The sequence below is a fragment of the Cobetia sp. AM6 genome (assembly GCF_009617955.1).
GTDB lineage: Bacteria > Pseudomonadota > Gammaproteobacteria > Pseudomonadales > Halomonadaceae > Cobetia > Cobetia amphilecti.
Genome location: NZ_AP021868.1, coordinates 1280010 through 1294873, shown reverse-complemented (window position 1 = coordinate 1294873; position 14864 = coordinate 1280010). Strand labels below are relative to the sequence as shown.

The following is a 14864-nucleotide window of genomic DNA, read 5'->3' as shown; positions in this document are numbered from 1 at the left end:
TGATACCTTTTGCTGACAGGCCGCCCGCGAGCGGCCTTCAAGAATGGGGTGAATGCGAAAGGGACGGCGGGATCAGCCGACGGCGCCTTCAAGGGTGACGTTGAGCAGCGCCTCGGCCTCGACGGCGAACTCCATCGGCAGCTCCTGGAAGACGTCCTTGCAGAAGCCATTGACGATCATGTTGACCGCATCTTCCTCGCTGATGCCGCGCTGACGGCAGTAGAACAGCTGATCTTCGCCGATCTTGGAGGTCGTCGCCTCGTGCTCGACGGTGGCCGTCGCGTTGCCGATTTCCTGATACGGGAAGGTGTGCGCGCCACAGCGGTCGCCGATCAACAACGAGTCACACTGGGTGAAGTTGCGCGCGCCCTTGGCCCGCGGGCCGATCTTGACCAGACCACGATAGGACTGCTCGGAATTACCGGCCGAGATGCCCTTGGAGACGATGGTGGACTTGGTGCCCTCACCGATGTGGATCATCTTGGTACCGGTGTCCGCCTGCTGACGGCCATTGGTGACGGCGACGGAGTAGAACTCCCCGACACTGTGCTTGCCGCGCAGGATGCACGACGGGTACTTCCAGGTGATCGCGGAGCCGGTCTCGACCTGGGTCCAGGAGACCTTGGAGCGGTCACCACGGCAGTCGGCACGCTTGGTGACGAAGTTGTAGATGCCGCCCTTGCCATCTTCATCGCCCGGATACCAGTTCTGGACGGTGGAGTACTTGATGTAGGCGTCTTCCAGTGCCACCAGCTCGACCACGGCGGCGTGCAGCTGGTTGTCATCACGCTGCGGCGCGGTACAGCCTTCCAGATACGAGACCTGAGCCTGCTTCTCGCAGATGATCAGGGTGCGCTCGAACTGGCCGGTGTTGGCGGCGTTGATGCGGAAGTAGGTGGAAAGCTCCATCGGGCAGGTGACGCCTTCCGGCACGAACACGAAGGAGCCATCGGTGAAGACGGCCGCGTTCAGCGCGGTGAAGTAGTTGTCTGCCTTGGGCACCACGGTACCGAGATACTGCTTGATCAGCTCCGGGTAGTCCTGGATGGCTTCCGAGATGGAGCAGAAGATGACGCCCGCCTCGGACAGCTCCTTCTTGAAGGTGGTGGTCACAGACACGGAGTCGAAGACCGCGTCGACCGCGACACCGGCCAGTGCGGCACGTTCGTGCAGCGGGATACCCAGCTTCTCGTAGGTCTCGAGTAGCTTGGGGTCGACCTCGTCCAGACTCTGCGGGCGGTCTTCCGGCTTCTTCGGCGCGCTGAAGTAGGAAATCGCCTGGTAGTCGATCTCCGGATAATCCAGGTGGGCCCAGGACGGCGCCTTCATCTTCAGCCACTGCTGATACGCATCCAGACGCCACTCCAGCATCCACTCCGGCTCACCCTTCTTGGCCGAGATGAAGCGAATCACGCTTTCATCCAGTCCCGGCGGAATGGTGTCGCTCTCGATATCGGTCACGAAGCCCTGCTTGTACTCGCGCTGTACAAGCTGCTCCATCTCCTGGCTCGCCATGCTGGTCTCCTCTCCCGGAGAGCTCCGGGTCTGTTCAGATGCCTGATCACCCCGCCCGAATCGCAGCGAAGTTCGAATGTTCGTGTTGCCACGGCGACGTGTGTCGCGCGGCAACGGATTCAGCGTTTACCGGTGCTGTCGGCTGCCGTGGCCATGGGGGGCGGTTCGTCATCCCCGTACAGGCTGATGGCCTGAATCGGCAGTTGCACCGGCATGCGCAGTGGCGCGGATGACGCCAGATGCGCCAGCGTCACGCTGCCCAGCAGCTCACTGATGGCGTACGAGACGCGCTGCCAGTTGTCGGCCACCCCGCAGGTGTTGACCAGCTCGCAATCGCCGTCGGCGTGGCTGCACTCGGTCACGGCCACCGGGCCTTCGATGGCGCTGATGATGTCGCTGGCCGTGATCTGGCTGGCCGGGCGTGCCAGGCGATAACCGCCCAGCGCGCCGCGCCGCGACTCAAGCAGCCCTGCCCGCACCAGCGCCTTGAGCGTCTTGCTCACGGTGGGATGCGGCAGCTGCACGCTTTCGGCCAGATCGATCGCCGCATGGGCCGAGTCCGGCTCGCGGGCGATGCGCGCCATCACGACAGCGGCATAATCGGTCATCTTGGAAAGCTTCAGCATGCTGGCCTCCACCACGGGAAGATTAATTGGGGACCATTTTAGTCCTGTATCAGAACGATGTGAAGCGGGGACCCCACCGAAAACGTCGAATTGCGACCTGGGCAACCAGTTTGCCGACAAGATAGCCGCCGATCACAACAAAAATAACAATCATTCCCATTTAAAATATCTACCAGCCCTGCCCTAGGGACCAGGTGCCCTGTACAACAATCCCGTGCGCGCCAGGTAAGCGATGACGGCAGCCCCACCCTCTCTACAACGCAAGCCCTACCTGCAACACAAGTCATCTCTACAACGCGCGCCCCTCCACAACGCAAGACACCCCGCCGGGGAATTCCCGACGGGGTGTCTTGGTCACGCCATCATGCCGTCATGCAAGGCTCATGTGAGCCATGCGTGATGATCAGCCGTGGAACGGGTTGCGCAGCACGATGGTCTCGTTGCGGTCCGGGCCAGTGGAGATGATGTCGATCGGCACGCCGACCTGCTCTTCCAGGAAGCTGATGTAAGCGCGGGCGTTGGCCGGCAGCTTGTCGACTTCGCGCACGCCGATGGTGGAATCGCTCCAGCCCGGCAGGTCCTGGTACAGCGGTTCGATGGCTTCGTAGCCTTCGGAATCCACCGGGTTGTCCAGCACGTCGCCATCCTTGCTGCGATAGCCGATGCAGACACGGATGTTCTCGAGACCATCCAGCACGTCCAGCTTGGTCAGGCAGATGCCGCTGACCGAGTTGATCTGCACGGCGTGACGCAGAGCGACGGCATCGAACCAACCACAACGACGCGCACGACCGGTGGTGGCACCGAATTCGTGGCCACGCTCGGCCAGGTGACGGCCGAACTCATCGAACAGCTCGGTCGGGAACGGACCGGAGCCGACACGCGTGGTGTAGGCCTTGGTGATGCCCAGCACGTAGTCGAGATACAGCGGGCCGACGCCGGAACCGGTGGCGGTGCCGCCGGCAGTGGTGTTGGAGCTGGTGACGTACGGGTAGGTACCGTGGTCGATGTCGAGCAGTGAGCCCTGAGCACCTTCGAAGAGGATGTTCTCGTTGGCCTTGCGCACGGAGTGGACCAGATCCACGGTGTCGCAGACCATCGGGCGCAGCTCTTCGGCCATTTCCATGGCTTCGTCCAGCACCTGCTGGAAGTCGACCGGCGCTTCACCGTGATAGTGCTGCAGCACGAAGTTGTGGTAATCCAGCACTTCGCCCAGCTTGGAGGCAAAACGCTCACGGTGGAGCATGTCACCCAGACGCAGACCACGACGCGCGACCTTGTCTTCGTAGGCCGGACCGATGCCGCGACCGGTAGTACCGATCTTGGCGACGCCACGGGCCTTCTCGCGCGCCTGGTCCAGACGCACGTGGTAGGACAGGATCAGCGGGCAGGCCGGCGACAGTCGCAGGCGATCACGCACCGGCACGTCGTTGGCTTCAAGCTCGCGGATTTCCTTGATCAGCGCTTCCGGAGACAGCACGACACCGTTGCCGATGACGCAGGTCTTGCCCGGGTGGAGGATGCCGGACGGGATCAGGTGGAGGACGGTCTTCTTGCCGTCCAGCACCAGGGTGTGACCCGCGTTGTGGCCACCCTGGAAACGCACGACGGCGCTGGCGGATTCGGTCAGCAGGTCGACGACCTTGCCCTTGCCTTCATCACCCCATTGGGTGCCGAGCACGACTACATTCTTGCCCATGGTTCCTATCTCTTTCGGTGAATAACCGTCGGTGAAAACCCACTCACAAGTGCAGCTGCCCTGTCGGCAGCTGCACCTCGGGACCCAGTGGCCCCAGCTGTTCTGCTATCTGTCACTCGCTGCCATCGCTCTCGGATCACCGAAGCTCAACCATTCAAGCTCAGTCATACAAGCTCAGTCATACAAGCTCAGGCATCGAGTGTGACGACCTGCCAGCCGCCGTCGCCATTGACCAGCTCACGATTGCAACGGTGTGCATCCGCGCCGGTGGTCTGGCCCGGCAGCGCTTCGATGACACGCTCGCCAGCGGCACGCAGCTGATCGACACACTCACGCAGCGCGCTGTCGTTGAGTGCCGGCGCCCAGATGCCGTCGCAGGCCGGGGCCTGCACGGCCAGCGAGGCCAGCTGCTTGAGGTCCATCGAGAAGCCGGTGGCAGGACGCGCACGACCGAAGGCACGTCCAGTATCGTCGTAGCGACCACCCTTGGCCAGCGCCTGACCGTATCCCGGGACGTAGGCCGCGAACACCATGCCGGTGTGATACTCGTAACCGCGCAGTTCGGCGAGATCGAAATAGAGCGTGACCTGCGGATGACGCTCGCGGACCGCGCAGCTCAGCGCCGTCAGCTGATCCAGAGCGCTGGCGACTGCCGCCGGTGCGCCGGCGAAGGCGGTACGCGCCTGGGCAAGAATCTCGTCATCACCGTGCAGGTGCGGCAGCGCCTTGAGCATGCCCGCCACTACCTTGTCCCCCACCACGCGATCGATCAATGCATCGAGAGCGGAATACTGTTTACGCTCGATGGCGGCGAACAGTTCACGCTCGTACTCGTCATTCATGCCGGCTTCGGCGATCAAGGCACGATAGATGCCGATATGGCCCAGTGCCAGGTGCAATTCACCGGCGCCGGCCTGCTCGAGACTGGTCAGTGCCAGGTGCAGGATCTCGTGGTCGGCCTCGAGGCCGGCGTGACCGAACAGCTCAGCACCGACCTGCACCGGGCTGCGACCGCCCTGGTGCTTGTCCGCCTTGGTGCGCAGCACGTTGGCGCAGTAGCACAGACGTACCGGGCCTTCGCGGTGCAGGGAGTGAGCGTCCATGCGCGCCACCTGCGGGGTGACGTCGGCGCTGGCGCCCATCATGCGACCGGTCATCTGGTCGGTCAGCTTGAAGGTCTGCAGATCAAGCTCGGTACCGGTGCCGGTCAGCAGCGAATCGAGAAATTCGACGGGCGGCGGCAGCACCAGGTCATAGCCGAAGCGATGATAGAGGTCGAGCAGCGCGCGGCGCAGCGCCTCCATACGGGTTGCCTGAGGGGGCAATACCTCATCCATGCCATCCGGGAGGAGCCAGCGATCTGCGATGGTCATTGCGCTATCCTGCGAGAGATTTATGACAAGGGGTGACTCGTGACGCGAGGAAATTCACCCGGCTGGCGTGCGTGACGAACGCGACGCCTGCGGGGGATTTCACAGCAGCCGACCGAGACCCGTGAAGCAAGGTCCTGCTCGACGCTTTCCTGTCGGCCTTGCGCCTGTGCATGAAAAGCGGCCACAAAAAAACCGGGCGGTGCCCGGTTGCAGGAGTCTAGCATGAATCCTTGTGGGATGAACCCCGCGGACCTCTCGAGCGACGTTCATCCACTGCGCGGCCTCTGATGCTGCCAGAGGCCGCGCGCAACATCCCCGAAAGCAAGCCTTCGGGCTGAGTGATGCTGCTTACTTGCTGCCACCCTGCGGGTCCTTGAAGAAGCGGAAGAACTCGCTGTCCGGCTGCATGACCATCATGTTGCCATCGCCCTTGAAGCTGTCGCGATAGGCCTGCAGTGAGCGGTAGAAGCGGAAGAACTCGGTATCCGCCCCGTAGGCACCGGCATAGATGGCAGCGGCGGAGGCATCGCCCTCACCGCGCAGGGTCTGCGCCTGTTCTTCGGCCTGCGCGAGCAGAACGGAACGGCGACGATCGGCATTGGCCTGAATCTTCTCGGCCTGCTCCTGACCCTGGGCACGATACTCACGTGCCTCACGCTGACGCTCGGTCTTCATGCGCTCGTAGACCGCCTGGGAGACTTCGTCCGGCAGGTCGATACGCTTGACGCGGATATCGAGAATCGACACCCCCAGTTCCTTGCGCATCACCTCGTCGAGCTCTTCGGTGGGCTTCTTCATCAGCGCGTCACGCTGCTCGGAGATGATCTGCACCAGCTCGAGCTTGCCGAACTCGTTACGCAGACTCTCGTCGACACGCGGCGCGATCAGGCGCTCGGCCATCTGCTCGTCGCCGGAAGTCGCTTCGTAGTAGCGCTTCGGATCGACGATCTTCCACTTGACGAAGGAGTCGACGATGACGGCCTTCTTCTCGCGGGTCAGATAACGGCTTGCCTGGGCATCCAGCGTCAACACGCGCGTATCGAAGGTACGGATCGTGTTGTAGACCGGCAGCTTGAAGTGCAGACCGGGCTGGATGTTGTCTTCCACCACTTCACCAAACTTGAGCTTGATGGCGCGCTGGGTCTCATCAACCGTGTAGAGGCTGTTGCTACCAAGCCAGGCCACTACGGCCAGACCGGCGACGGCCATCAGTGAGCGATTGTTGATCATTAACGACCCTCCCGACGGATGCTGTTGCTGCTGTCAGTGCTCTGGCTGCGGCTCAGGGCATCACTCGCCTGTCGGGACACACGGTCCAGCTCACTACGACTCATGCCACTGCTGTCTTCGGCGGCAGCACTGGACTTGTTGGCCAGCTTGTCCAACGGCAGGTACATGAGAGAATTGCCGTTCTCGACATCCACCAGCACCTTGTTGGTCTTGCCGAGCACTTCACCCATGGTTTCCAGATACATGCGCTCGCGGATGATTTCCGGCGCCTTCTGGTACTCGGTCAGCAGGGACGTGAAGCGGTTGGCCTCACCCTGGGACTTCGCGACCACGGACTCCTTGTAACCCTCGGCTTCCTCGATGATGCGCTGCGCCTGACCCTGGGCTTCCGGGAGAATCGAGTTCTCGTAGGCCAGTGCCTGGTTGATCGTGCGCTGACGATCCTCACGCGCCTTGATGACGTCATCGAAGGAATCCTGGACCGCTGCCGGCGCAGAGGTGGACTCGACGTTGATGGTCTGCAGCGTCAGGCCGACACCGTAGTTGTCCAAATAGGACTGCAGGCGCGACTTGACGTTGCTGGCCAGCAGTTCACGACCGGAGGTCAGGATGTCGTTCATGTCGGCACTGCCGACTTCGTGACGCAGCGCAGAGTCCATGGCGTTCTCGAGACTGATCTCGGGCGCACGGACGTTGAGCAGGAAGTCACGCGGGTTGGACACCTGATACTGCACGGACATCTGGACTTCGACGATATTCTCGTCCTGGGTCAGCATCGACTTGGTCTGGGAGAGCGAACGCACCTTGGTGACGTTGACCTCACGCACATCGTCGATGATCGGCGGATTCCAGTGCAGGCCCGGACCGACGATGTCGTTGTACTTGCCGAAACGCAGCACGACGCCACGCTCTGACTGATCGACCAGATAGAAACCGGAAGCCGCCCAGATGGCGACCAGGATGACACCGATGATACCCGGCAGTGCGAAGGCATTGGTGCTGCCACCGTTGCCACCATTGCCATTGCCACCGGCACCGCCACGACGCTTGCGGCCATTGCCGAGCATGCCGTTGAGCTTGTCCTGGAATTTCTTCAGCGCTTCGTCGAGGTCGGGCGGTCCACCATTGCCACCGCCGCTACCCCCGCCCCCCTTCTTGTCCCCGTTGCGACCACCGCCGCTCCACGGGTCATGCTGGTTGCCGCCACCCGGCTCATTCCAAGCCATACGTCGTCTCCACTCAGTCGATGTTCCGCTCGTCATTATGATGACGCCGCCCTGCCAGCTGCGACCGGTTCCATGCCTTGAGCCTGATGGCCTCCGGCGACCGATTCTCTCGTACGGCATGGCGACGCGTCCCTTGCGGGAGAAGGCCATGGCCCTGCCCGACGACCATCGTCCGTCGGACGGCATCCAGCCAATCCTGCTGAATGCCCGCTGCTCTGACGCGCAGGGCAGGCCCTGCGCGAGGGCATCCATCGTCATTCGTGCGCGGCGATGGATGCCGGGTAGTGCTTGCCACTGCAATGCGACAACGGTGCGATGCTGCGTCGCGCGCCACTTCTCGTCGAGCGCAGCGCAGCGCACCGGCGCAAGTCTCGCTACCAGACGGTATCAGGACTTGTGCGTGACCGACACGCGATGCTTTTCCGCGCGTTCGGCGGACAGCTCACGCTGCCAGGCTTCGCGGTCGTCATGTTCACCGCCGAGATAATCTTCAGGCGATTCACCAAGATGCGACAACAACTGCAGAAAGTCGCGTTTCTCGAGACGAATGTCCAGCAGCGCATTGCCCTGCTCGTCATATTGCTCGTCCTTGACCGCGTCCAGCTCATGCAGGCCTGCCCGCAGACGGGACTTGGCAGGCCCCAGCGTCAGCTGCATGGAGATGACGTTGTCGGACAGCAGCTCGGCGAAGGCCTGCATCAGCAGATCCAGCCCCTTGCCGTCGCGTGCCGACAGCCACACCGCCAGCGGACGACCGAAGCCATCACGCTCGATGCGCGGCGCCATGTCGAGTCGATCGATCTTGTTCATGACCAACAGACGCGGCACATCACCGGCATCGATCTCGCTCAGGACGTGATTGACCTGCTCGGTATTGCGGTCATTCTCCGGGTCTGCGGCGTCGATGACATGTACCAGCAGATCCGCTTCCGCCGCTTCCTGCAGGGTCGCCTGGAAGGCTTCCACCAGCTTGTGCGGCAGATGACGAATGAAGCCGACGGTATCGGCCAGGACTGCCGGACCGACATCCTCGAGCTCCAGACGACGCAGCGTCGGGTCCAGCGTCGCGAACAGCTGATCGGCGGCGTACACCTCGGAGGTGGTCAGCGCGTTGAACAGCGTCGACTTGCCGGCGTTGGTATAGCCGACCAGCGACAGGCTCGGGATCTCGGCACGCGCACGGGCACGGCGGTTCTGATCGCGCTGCTTGTGCACCTTCTCGAGTCGCTTGTGGATCGACTTGATACGGGCACGCAACAGGCGACGGTCAGTCTCGAGCTGGGTTTCCCCCGGGCCTCGCAGACCGATACCGCCTTTCTGACGCTCAAGGTGGGTCCAACCCCGCACCAGGCGGGTGGACATGTACTCGAGCTGTGCGAGTTCCACCTGCAGCTTGCCCTCATGGGTCCGCGCACGCTGGGCAAAGATGTCGAGAATCAGACCGGTACGGTCGATGACGCGACACTTGAGCGTGGCTTCGAGGTTTCGCTGCTGGGAAGGACTCAATGAATGGTTGAAAATGACCAGCTCGGCTTCGTGCACGGCCAGGGCCTCTTGCACTTCCTCAAGCTTGCCTTCTCCGATGAACGTACGGGAGTCGGGGCGGGGCCGGCTACCCTCGATGAGGGTCGCCGGCACGGCGCCTGCCGAACGTACGAGTTCGAGGAGCTCACCGGCATCCTCGCGTTCTTTTTCGTCCCGGAAATTGACATGCACCAGGACGGCCGTTTCACCGGCTTCGGGTCGTTCGAAGAACAATCAGCGCCTCTAACTTCAGCTTTCTGTGGACGGCACGCTCGGATCCTGGGCCGGCAGGCGCACATTGCGCGACGGCACCACGGTCGAGATAGCGTGCTTGTAAACCATCTGGGAGACAGTATTGCGCAGCAGGATCACGAACTGATCGAAGGATTCGATCTGGCCCTGCAGCTTGATGCCGTTGACCAGGAAGATCGAGACCGGGATACGTTCCTTGCGCAGGATGTTCAGGTACGGGTCCTGGAGTGATTGACCTTTGGACATGTGACTCTCCGTAAAAATGTCTCGTTCGAGGTAAGTATGGTTATGTTCGCCAGCGCTCCGGGTTGCCCTCTTGAGGGGGCTTCACGGGCGCGGGTCGTGACCGCTCATGTTACGCTAAGTGCAGGTCTGGCGCACGATTTTCAAGGTTTCACTGTAAGGATCTACACCCATGGAATCTACCGGGTGAATCCCCTGCCAGCTCCGCAACCAGGTCAACTGTCGCTTGGCGAGTTGACGCGTCGCGATGATGCCGCGTTCGCGCATCTCATCCCGGCTCAGATGGCCATCGAGAAAATCCCACACCTGACGGTAGCCGACACAACGTATCGAGGGCAGGCCCGCATGCAGCTCCGGACGCGCCTTCAGCGCTTCGACCTCGGCAATGAAGCCCTGTTCCAACATCTGATCAAAACGCGTCTCGATACGTTCATGTAACACGGCTCTATCGTGGGGCGCCAGTGCGATCGCTATCGGCCGGAACGGAAGTTCCGCCTCTGGCTGCTCCGCGAGCAGCTCGCTCATCGGGCGCCCGCTGATCAGACAGACCTCCAGCGCGCGTGTCAGCCGCTGGGGGTCAGTGGCCCGAATGCGCTGTGCCGTGGCCGGATCAAGCCGCGCCAGCTGCGCATGCAGCGCCGACAGACCCTCGGACTGGATACGCGCCTCGAGCTCCGCGCGCAGCTCGGCATCCGCTGCCGGCAGCTCCGCCACGCCTTCCAATAGACGCTTGAAATACATCATGGTGCCGCCGACCAGCAGCGGCATCTTGCCGCGGGACTGGATCTCGGCGATATGCGCCAGCGCATCGCGACGAAACTCGGCGGCGGAATAGCTCTCCAGCGGGTCGAGAAAGTCGATCAGGCGGTGTGGCGCTCGGGCCAGCTCTGCCGCGCTCGGCTTGGCCGTGCCGATATCCATGCCGCGATAGATCAGCGCCGAATCGACACTGACCAGCTCCGCGCCCTGCTCCTCATGCCAGCGAATGGCGAGGTCGGTCTTGCCGGAGGCCGTCGGCCCCATCAACAACACGACAGGCGGCTTGTCAGCCACCTCAGGCGCGTGGTGTCGGGAATCTTCAGGGGGTTGAATCTGGGTCATGGCCTATTGTCTGGGCTGGGAGGTGAATCAGGGGTGAACCGCTACGACACGGGGCGTCATCTACTGGCCGCGCAGGAACAGCTTGTCGAGCTCATGCATCGAAAGCTCGGTCCAGGTCGGCCGGCCATGATTGCATTGCCCGGAGCGCTCGGTGCGCTCCATGTCACGCAGCAGGGCATTCATTTCCGGAATCGTCAGACGGCGGTTAGCGCGCACGCTGCCGCGACACGCCATGTCGGCGAGCAGTTCATTCATGTGCGCCTCCATGCGGTCACTGCGTCCATAGCGCTCGAGATCTTCCAGCATGCCGCGCACCAGGGGCTCCACATCGGCATTGCCGAGCACGACCGGCACCTGACGCACCAGCAGAGTTTCCGGCCCGGCAGCGTCCAGCTCGACGCCCAGACGCGTGAACGCCTCGGACTCGCGCTCGAAGGTACCCATCTCACGCGAACTGACCGCCAGCGACACCGGCACCAGCAGCGGCTGGGCCTCCAGATGGCCGCCACCGTGAACGTGCTGCTTCATGCGCTCATAGGTGATGCGCTCATGAGCGGCATGCATGTCGACCATCACCAGCCCGCGCGAGGTCTGCGACAGGATATAGACGCCGTGCAGCTGCGCCACGGCGTAGCCCAGCGGCGGCGTGTCATCGTCGTCACTCTGGGCCGGCAGACCACGCATCACCACTGCCGAGCTGCCTGAGACCGAACCACCCGAGACCGAACTGCCTGAGACAGACGGCGCCGACATGCCAGGCCCTGCGTCGCTGGAAGGCGCTCCCGCCGGCGCCGAGTCGACCCGCCAGCCGGGCGCAGACTCCCCGACACCGGCCTGCGCACTGCCCTGTCCTGCGCCCTGTCCTGCGCCCTGCCCTGGCCCGTCACCCTCGCGGCCACCTTCGCCCAGCGTGACACGTGGCGCACGCCGTGCCTCACGTTCGGCACTGGCGATCGCCGCCGGATCATTGGCCACGCCCGCGCCGCCTGCGCCGCCACCCGGCGTGAGCAGATGATCTTCGCTGGGGTGCAGTGCCCGATAGCCGGCCATGAACTGACGCACACGCTCGGCACTCAGGCGTTCGCTGGAGCGACCATCACCGGCAGGCGGCAGCTGCGAGGAAGGCTGCCAGGGGGCCGCAGGGCGGCCTGCAGGCGCGCTTGGCGAGGCTGACGAGTCGCCCCCGGCCTGCGGACCGGCCGATGACGGTTGCTGTTCAGTGGCGGCATTTGGCTGGGCATCCTGTTCCTGACGGCCAAGGCGCATGCCCTGCTGCTGCCAGCCGGGGTCCTCTTCCTTCTCCTGCCCCTCGATGCCGGTAGGCGCGGCGCTGTTGTCACCGGGGCGCACCTCGGCCAGCGCCTTGTGCAGGCTCGAGAACAGGAAGTCATGCACCAGGCGCCCGTCCCGGAAGCGCACTTCGTGCTTGGTCGGGTGAACATTGACATCTACCACCGTCGGGTCGAGCTCCAGGTAGAGCACGAACACCGGATGCCGACCATGGAACAGCACATCGCGATAGGCCTGACGCACGGCATGCGCGACCAGGCGGTCGCGCACCACGCGGCCATTGACGAAGAAGTACTGCTGATCGGCCTGGGCACGCGAGTGCGTCGGCAAGCCCACCCAGCCGGACAGGCGCAGGCCGGAGGCCTCGATATCCAGATGCAGCGCATGCTCGAGGAAGTTGCGCCCCAGCAACGCACCGATGCGCCGCTCCACCGTCAGGGTGTCTTCACCGGCGCGCAGCTGGTGCACCACCTTCTGGTTGTGGCGCAGCGTCCAGCCGATGTCGTGGCGTGACAATGCCAGCCGCCGGAAGCTTTCCTCGACATGACCGAACTCGGTCTTCTCGGTGCGCATGAACTTGCGGCGCGCCGGCGTATTGAAGAACAGATCACGCACCGCGACGCTGGTGCCACGCGGATGCGGCGCCGGGGAGACGCGCGGCGCCATCTCGCGCCCTTCCGCCACCACCCGCCAGCCATTGGCCGGTTCCTCCGAGACATTCGAGAACAGCTCCAGCCGCGAGACCGAACTGATCGAGGCCAGTGCCTCGCCCCGGAAACCGAGGCTCGCCACGCCCTCGAGATCATCCAGGCTCTCGATCTTGCTGGTCGCATGCCGTGACAGCGCCAGCGGCAGGTCTTCCTCGGTGATGCCGCAGCCGTTGTCGCGCACGCGAATCAGCCGCGCACCGCCACCTTCCAGCTCCAGCTCGATGCGGGTGCTGCCGGCATCGATGGCGTTCTCGACCAGCTCCTTGACAACGGAAGCCGGCCGCTCCACGACCTCACCCGCCGCGATCTGGTTGGCAAGGCGCGGATTGAGGATACGGATCCGTCGCTCGCCAGGGCGAGCGGGCTGCATGTCGGTCAGCTCGTCAGACATCGATAGACTCCTGGATACACGAGCGAAAAACGCCGCTTCTCTGAAAACGATACTGTCCGCCGACCCAGCCACGGCAAGCAACGCATGCCGGAACTGCATCAGCGGACAGTGTCTGCGCCCCGCCAACGCAAGGCGCGGTCAGGGCGACTTCATGACGTCAGGTTCAGCTGCGCGGGATCTTGAGCAGCTGGCCCACGCGCACCGTGTCGCCACTCATGTTGTTGGCCTGCTTGAGGGCCGCCATGCTCACGTTGTGGCGCTGGGCCACTTCCGACAGCGTATCGCCACTCTTGACGCGATATTCGCCGCCGTTGCCACCGCGTGCCTGGCTGCGCTGCCATGCCAGCAGACTCGCGGGCGGCGGATTGCGCTCGAAGTGGCTCTGGATTCCCGAGAAGATCGAGCGCGCCAGCTTCTCCTGATAGGGGCCGCTGTTGAGGTTGCGCTCTTCCTGGGGATTGGAGATGAAGCCCGTCTCCACCAGCAGCGAGGGGATATCCGGCGACTTGAGCACCACGAAGCCCGCCTGCTCCACCTGTCGCTTGTGCAGGGAATTCATGCGTCCGAGGTTGGCCAGCACGCCGCTACCCGCCGCCAGCGAGTCATTGAGCGTTGCGGTCATGGTCAGGTCGAGCAAGACGCCACGCAGCATCTCATCCTTGTCATTCAGGCTGAGATTGCCATCCACGCCCCCGATCAGGTCAGCACGGTTTTCAGTGGCGGCCAGCCAGCGTGCGGTCTCGGACGTCGCCCCGCGGCTTGAGAGCGCAAAGACCGAGCTGCCGTGCGGGCGCGGGCTGTTGAAGGCATCGGCGTGAATCGAGACGAAGAAGTCCGCCTTCTGCTCACGCGCGATCTCGGTGCGCTTGCGCAGCGGAATGTAGTAATCGCTGTTGCGGGTCAGGATGGCCTTGAAGCCGGGCTGGGCATCGAACATGCGCTTGAGGCGCTTGCCGATCTTGAGCACCACATCCTTCTCACGAGTCCCGCTGGGGCCGCTGGCGCCCGGGTCTTCCCCGCCGTGGCCAGGGTCGATCGCGATGATGATGTCACGCTTGGGATGTGCCGCCGCCTGCGTATTGACCACAGGTTCCGCCGGCTCGCCCTTCAGCTTGCGCTTGGCCGCGGCCTGTTCCTGCTCGCGGATACGGGCCTCGATGGGGTCGATGGGGTTCTCGACCGCCGACTCGCCGGGGAACTCGAGATCCACCACCAGGCGATTGCCGTACTTGGCATTCGGCGCCAGCGTGAAGTCCTTGGGATTGACCGGGCGCGTCAGGTCGAGCACCACACGCAGGGCATCCCCCTGACGCCCGCTGCGGATCGACTTGATGGCACTGCCTTCGAGATTCAGCGCGGCGAACTTGCGCTCGACCGCGGCACTGGCCACTTCGCTGCCGGCAAGGTCGATCACCAGACGGCGCGGATTGTCGAGGCCGAAGACCTTGGCCTTGGCGGCACTGTCGAGATCGAACACCAGCCGCGTGTGGTCCGGTGCGGTCCACAGGCGCAGGTTCTCGACCTTGGCGGCCAGCGCCTGCGGCGCCAGCACCAGACTGGCAAGCGAGCAGACGACGCCACCCGCCAGCCAGCGACGGAAGCTGCGCGCCAGACGCATACGGGGGATTTTGGACGCTATTTCAGGCATCAGACAGGATGACCCAGACAGAAAGAACATGAATGA

The 14864-nt window shown here is 63.5% G+C and carries 11 protein-coding genes; all 11 read right to left on the bottom strand.

Features of this window, described 5'->3' with window-relative positions; all coding sequences use genetic code 11:
* Positions 1 to 72 precede the first annotated feature (72 nt).
* Positions 73 to 1515: a Fe-S cluster assembly protein SufB gene (sufB, locus tag CLAM6_RS05505; protein WP_153635360.1), complete on the bottom strand. Its 1443-nt coding sequence runs from the start codon at positions 1513 to 1515 to the stop codon at positions 73 to 75.
* Between the two features lie 119 nt (positions 1516 to 1634).
* Positions 1635 to 2141 carry an SUF system Fe-S cluster assembly regulator gene (locus CLAM6_RS05500; RefSeq protein WP_153635359.1) on the bottom strand — a complete coding sequence of 169 codons (507 nt, stop codon included), beginning with the start codon at positions 2139 to 2141 and terminating at the stop codon, positions 1635 to 1637.
* A gap of 403 nt (positions 2142 to 2544) precedes the next feature.
* Complete coding sequence (locus CLAM6_RS05495) at positions 2545 to 3840, bottom strand: adenylosuccinate synthase (RefSeq protein ID WP_043335209.1); 1296 nt, start codon at positions 3838 to 3840, stop codon at positions 2545 to 2547.
* Positions 3841 to 4028: 188 nt separating this feature from the next.
* Positions 4029 to 5213, bottom strand: coding sequence for an ATP phosphoribosyltransferase regulatory subunit (locus CLAM6_RS05490; protein WP_153635358.1), 1185 nt, complete (start codon positions 5211 to 5213; stop codon positions 4029 to 4031).
* Between the two features lie 348 nt (positions 5214 to 5561).
* On the bottom strand, positions 5562 to 6443 hold the full coding sequence (hflC, locus tag CLAM6_RS05485; protein ID WP_043335206.1) for a protease modulator HflC: 882 nt from the start codon (positions 6441 to 6443) through the stop codon (positions 5562 to 5564).
* Positions 6443 to 7669: an FtsH protease activity modulator HflK gene (gene hflK, locus CLAM6_RS05480; RefSeq protein WP_153635357.1), complete on the bottom strand. Its 1227-nt coding sequence runs from the start codon at positions 7667 to 7669 to the stop codon at positions 6443 to 6445. Before hflK ends, hflC begins: the two co-directional genes overlap by 1 nt.
* Positions 7670 to 8056: 387 nt before the next feature.
* Complete coding sequence (gene hflX, locus CLAM6_RS05475; RefSeq protein ID WP_052384759.1) at positions 8057 to 9427, bottom strand: ribosome rescue GTPase HflX; 1371 nt, start codon at positions 9425 to 9427, stop codon at positions 8057 to 8059.
* Positions 9428 to 9442: 15 nt separating this feature from the next.
* On the bottom strand, positions 9443 to 9691 hold the full coding sequence (hfq, locus tag CLAM6_RS05470) for an RNA chaperone Hfq (RefSeq protein WP_043335203.1): 249 nt from the start codon (positions 9689 to 9691) through the stop codon (positions 9443 to 9445).
* 114 nt (positions 9692 to 9805) lie between these two features.
* Complete coding sequence (miaA, locus tag CLAM6_RS05465) at positions 9806 to 10789, bottom strand: tRNA (adenosine(37)-N6)-dimethylallyltransferase MiaA (RefSeq protein WP_197738708.1); 984 nt, start codon at positions 10787 to 10789, stop codon at positions 9806 to 9808.
* Positions 10790 to 10849: 60 nt separating this feature from the next.
* Complete coding sequence (mutL, locus tag CLAM6_RS17895) at positions 10850 to 13180, bottom strand: DNA mismatch repair endonuclease MutL (RefSeq protein WP_225347773.1); 2331 nt, start codon at positions 13178 to 13180, stop codon at positions 10850 to 10852.
* Between the two features lie 163 nt (positions 13181 to 13343).
* Positions 13344 to 14798, bottom strand: a complete 1455-nt coding sequence (locus CLAM6_RS05450) for an N-acetylmuramoyl-L-alanine amidase (protein ID WP_043335201.1) — start codon at positions 14796 to 14798, stop codon at positions 13344 to 13346.
* Positions 14799 to 14864: the final 66 nt, after the last annotated feature.

Coding starts and splice junctions, on each gene's coding strand:
- hfq (WP_043335203.1), bottom strand. CDS start 9,691: ATGTCCAAAGGTCAATCACTCCAGGACCCGTACCTGAACATCCTGCGC.
- mutL (WP_225347773.1), bottom strand. CDS start 13,180: ATGTCTGACGAGCTGACCGACATGCAGCCCGCTCGCCCTGGCGAGCGA.
- CLAM6_RS05500 (WP_153635359.1), bottom strand. CDS start 2,141: ATGCTGAAGCTTTCCAAGATGACCGATTATGCCGCTGTCGTGATGGCG.
- CLAM6_RS05450 (WP_043335201.1), bottom strand. CDS start 14,798: ATGCGTCTGGCGCGCAGCTTCCGTCGCTGGCTGGCGGGTGGCGTCGTC.
- hflC (WP_043335206.1), bottom strand. CDS start 6,443: ATGATCAACAATCGCTCACTGATGGCCGTCGCCGGTCTGGCCGTAGTG.
- CLAM6_RS05495 (WP_043335209.1), bottom strand. CDS start 3,840: ATGGGCAAGAATGTAGTCGTGCTCGGCACCCAATGGGGTGATGAAGGC.
- sufB (WP_153635360.1), bottom strand. CDS start 1,515: ATGGCGAGCCAGGAGATGGAGCAGCTTGTACAGCGCGAGTACAAGCAG.
- CLAM6_RS05490 (WP_153635358.1), bottom strand. CDS start 5,213: ATGACCATCGCAGATCGCTGGCTCCTCCCGGATGGCATGGATGAGGTA.
- hflK (WP_153635357.1), bottom strand. CDS start 7,669: ATGGCTTGGAATGAGCCGGGTGGCGGCAACCAGCATGACCCGTGGAGC.
- miaA (WP_197738708.1), bottom strand. CDS start 10,789: ATGACCCAGATTCAACCCCCTGAAGATTCCCGACACCACGCGCCTGAG.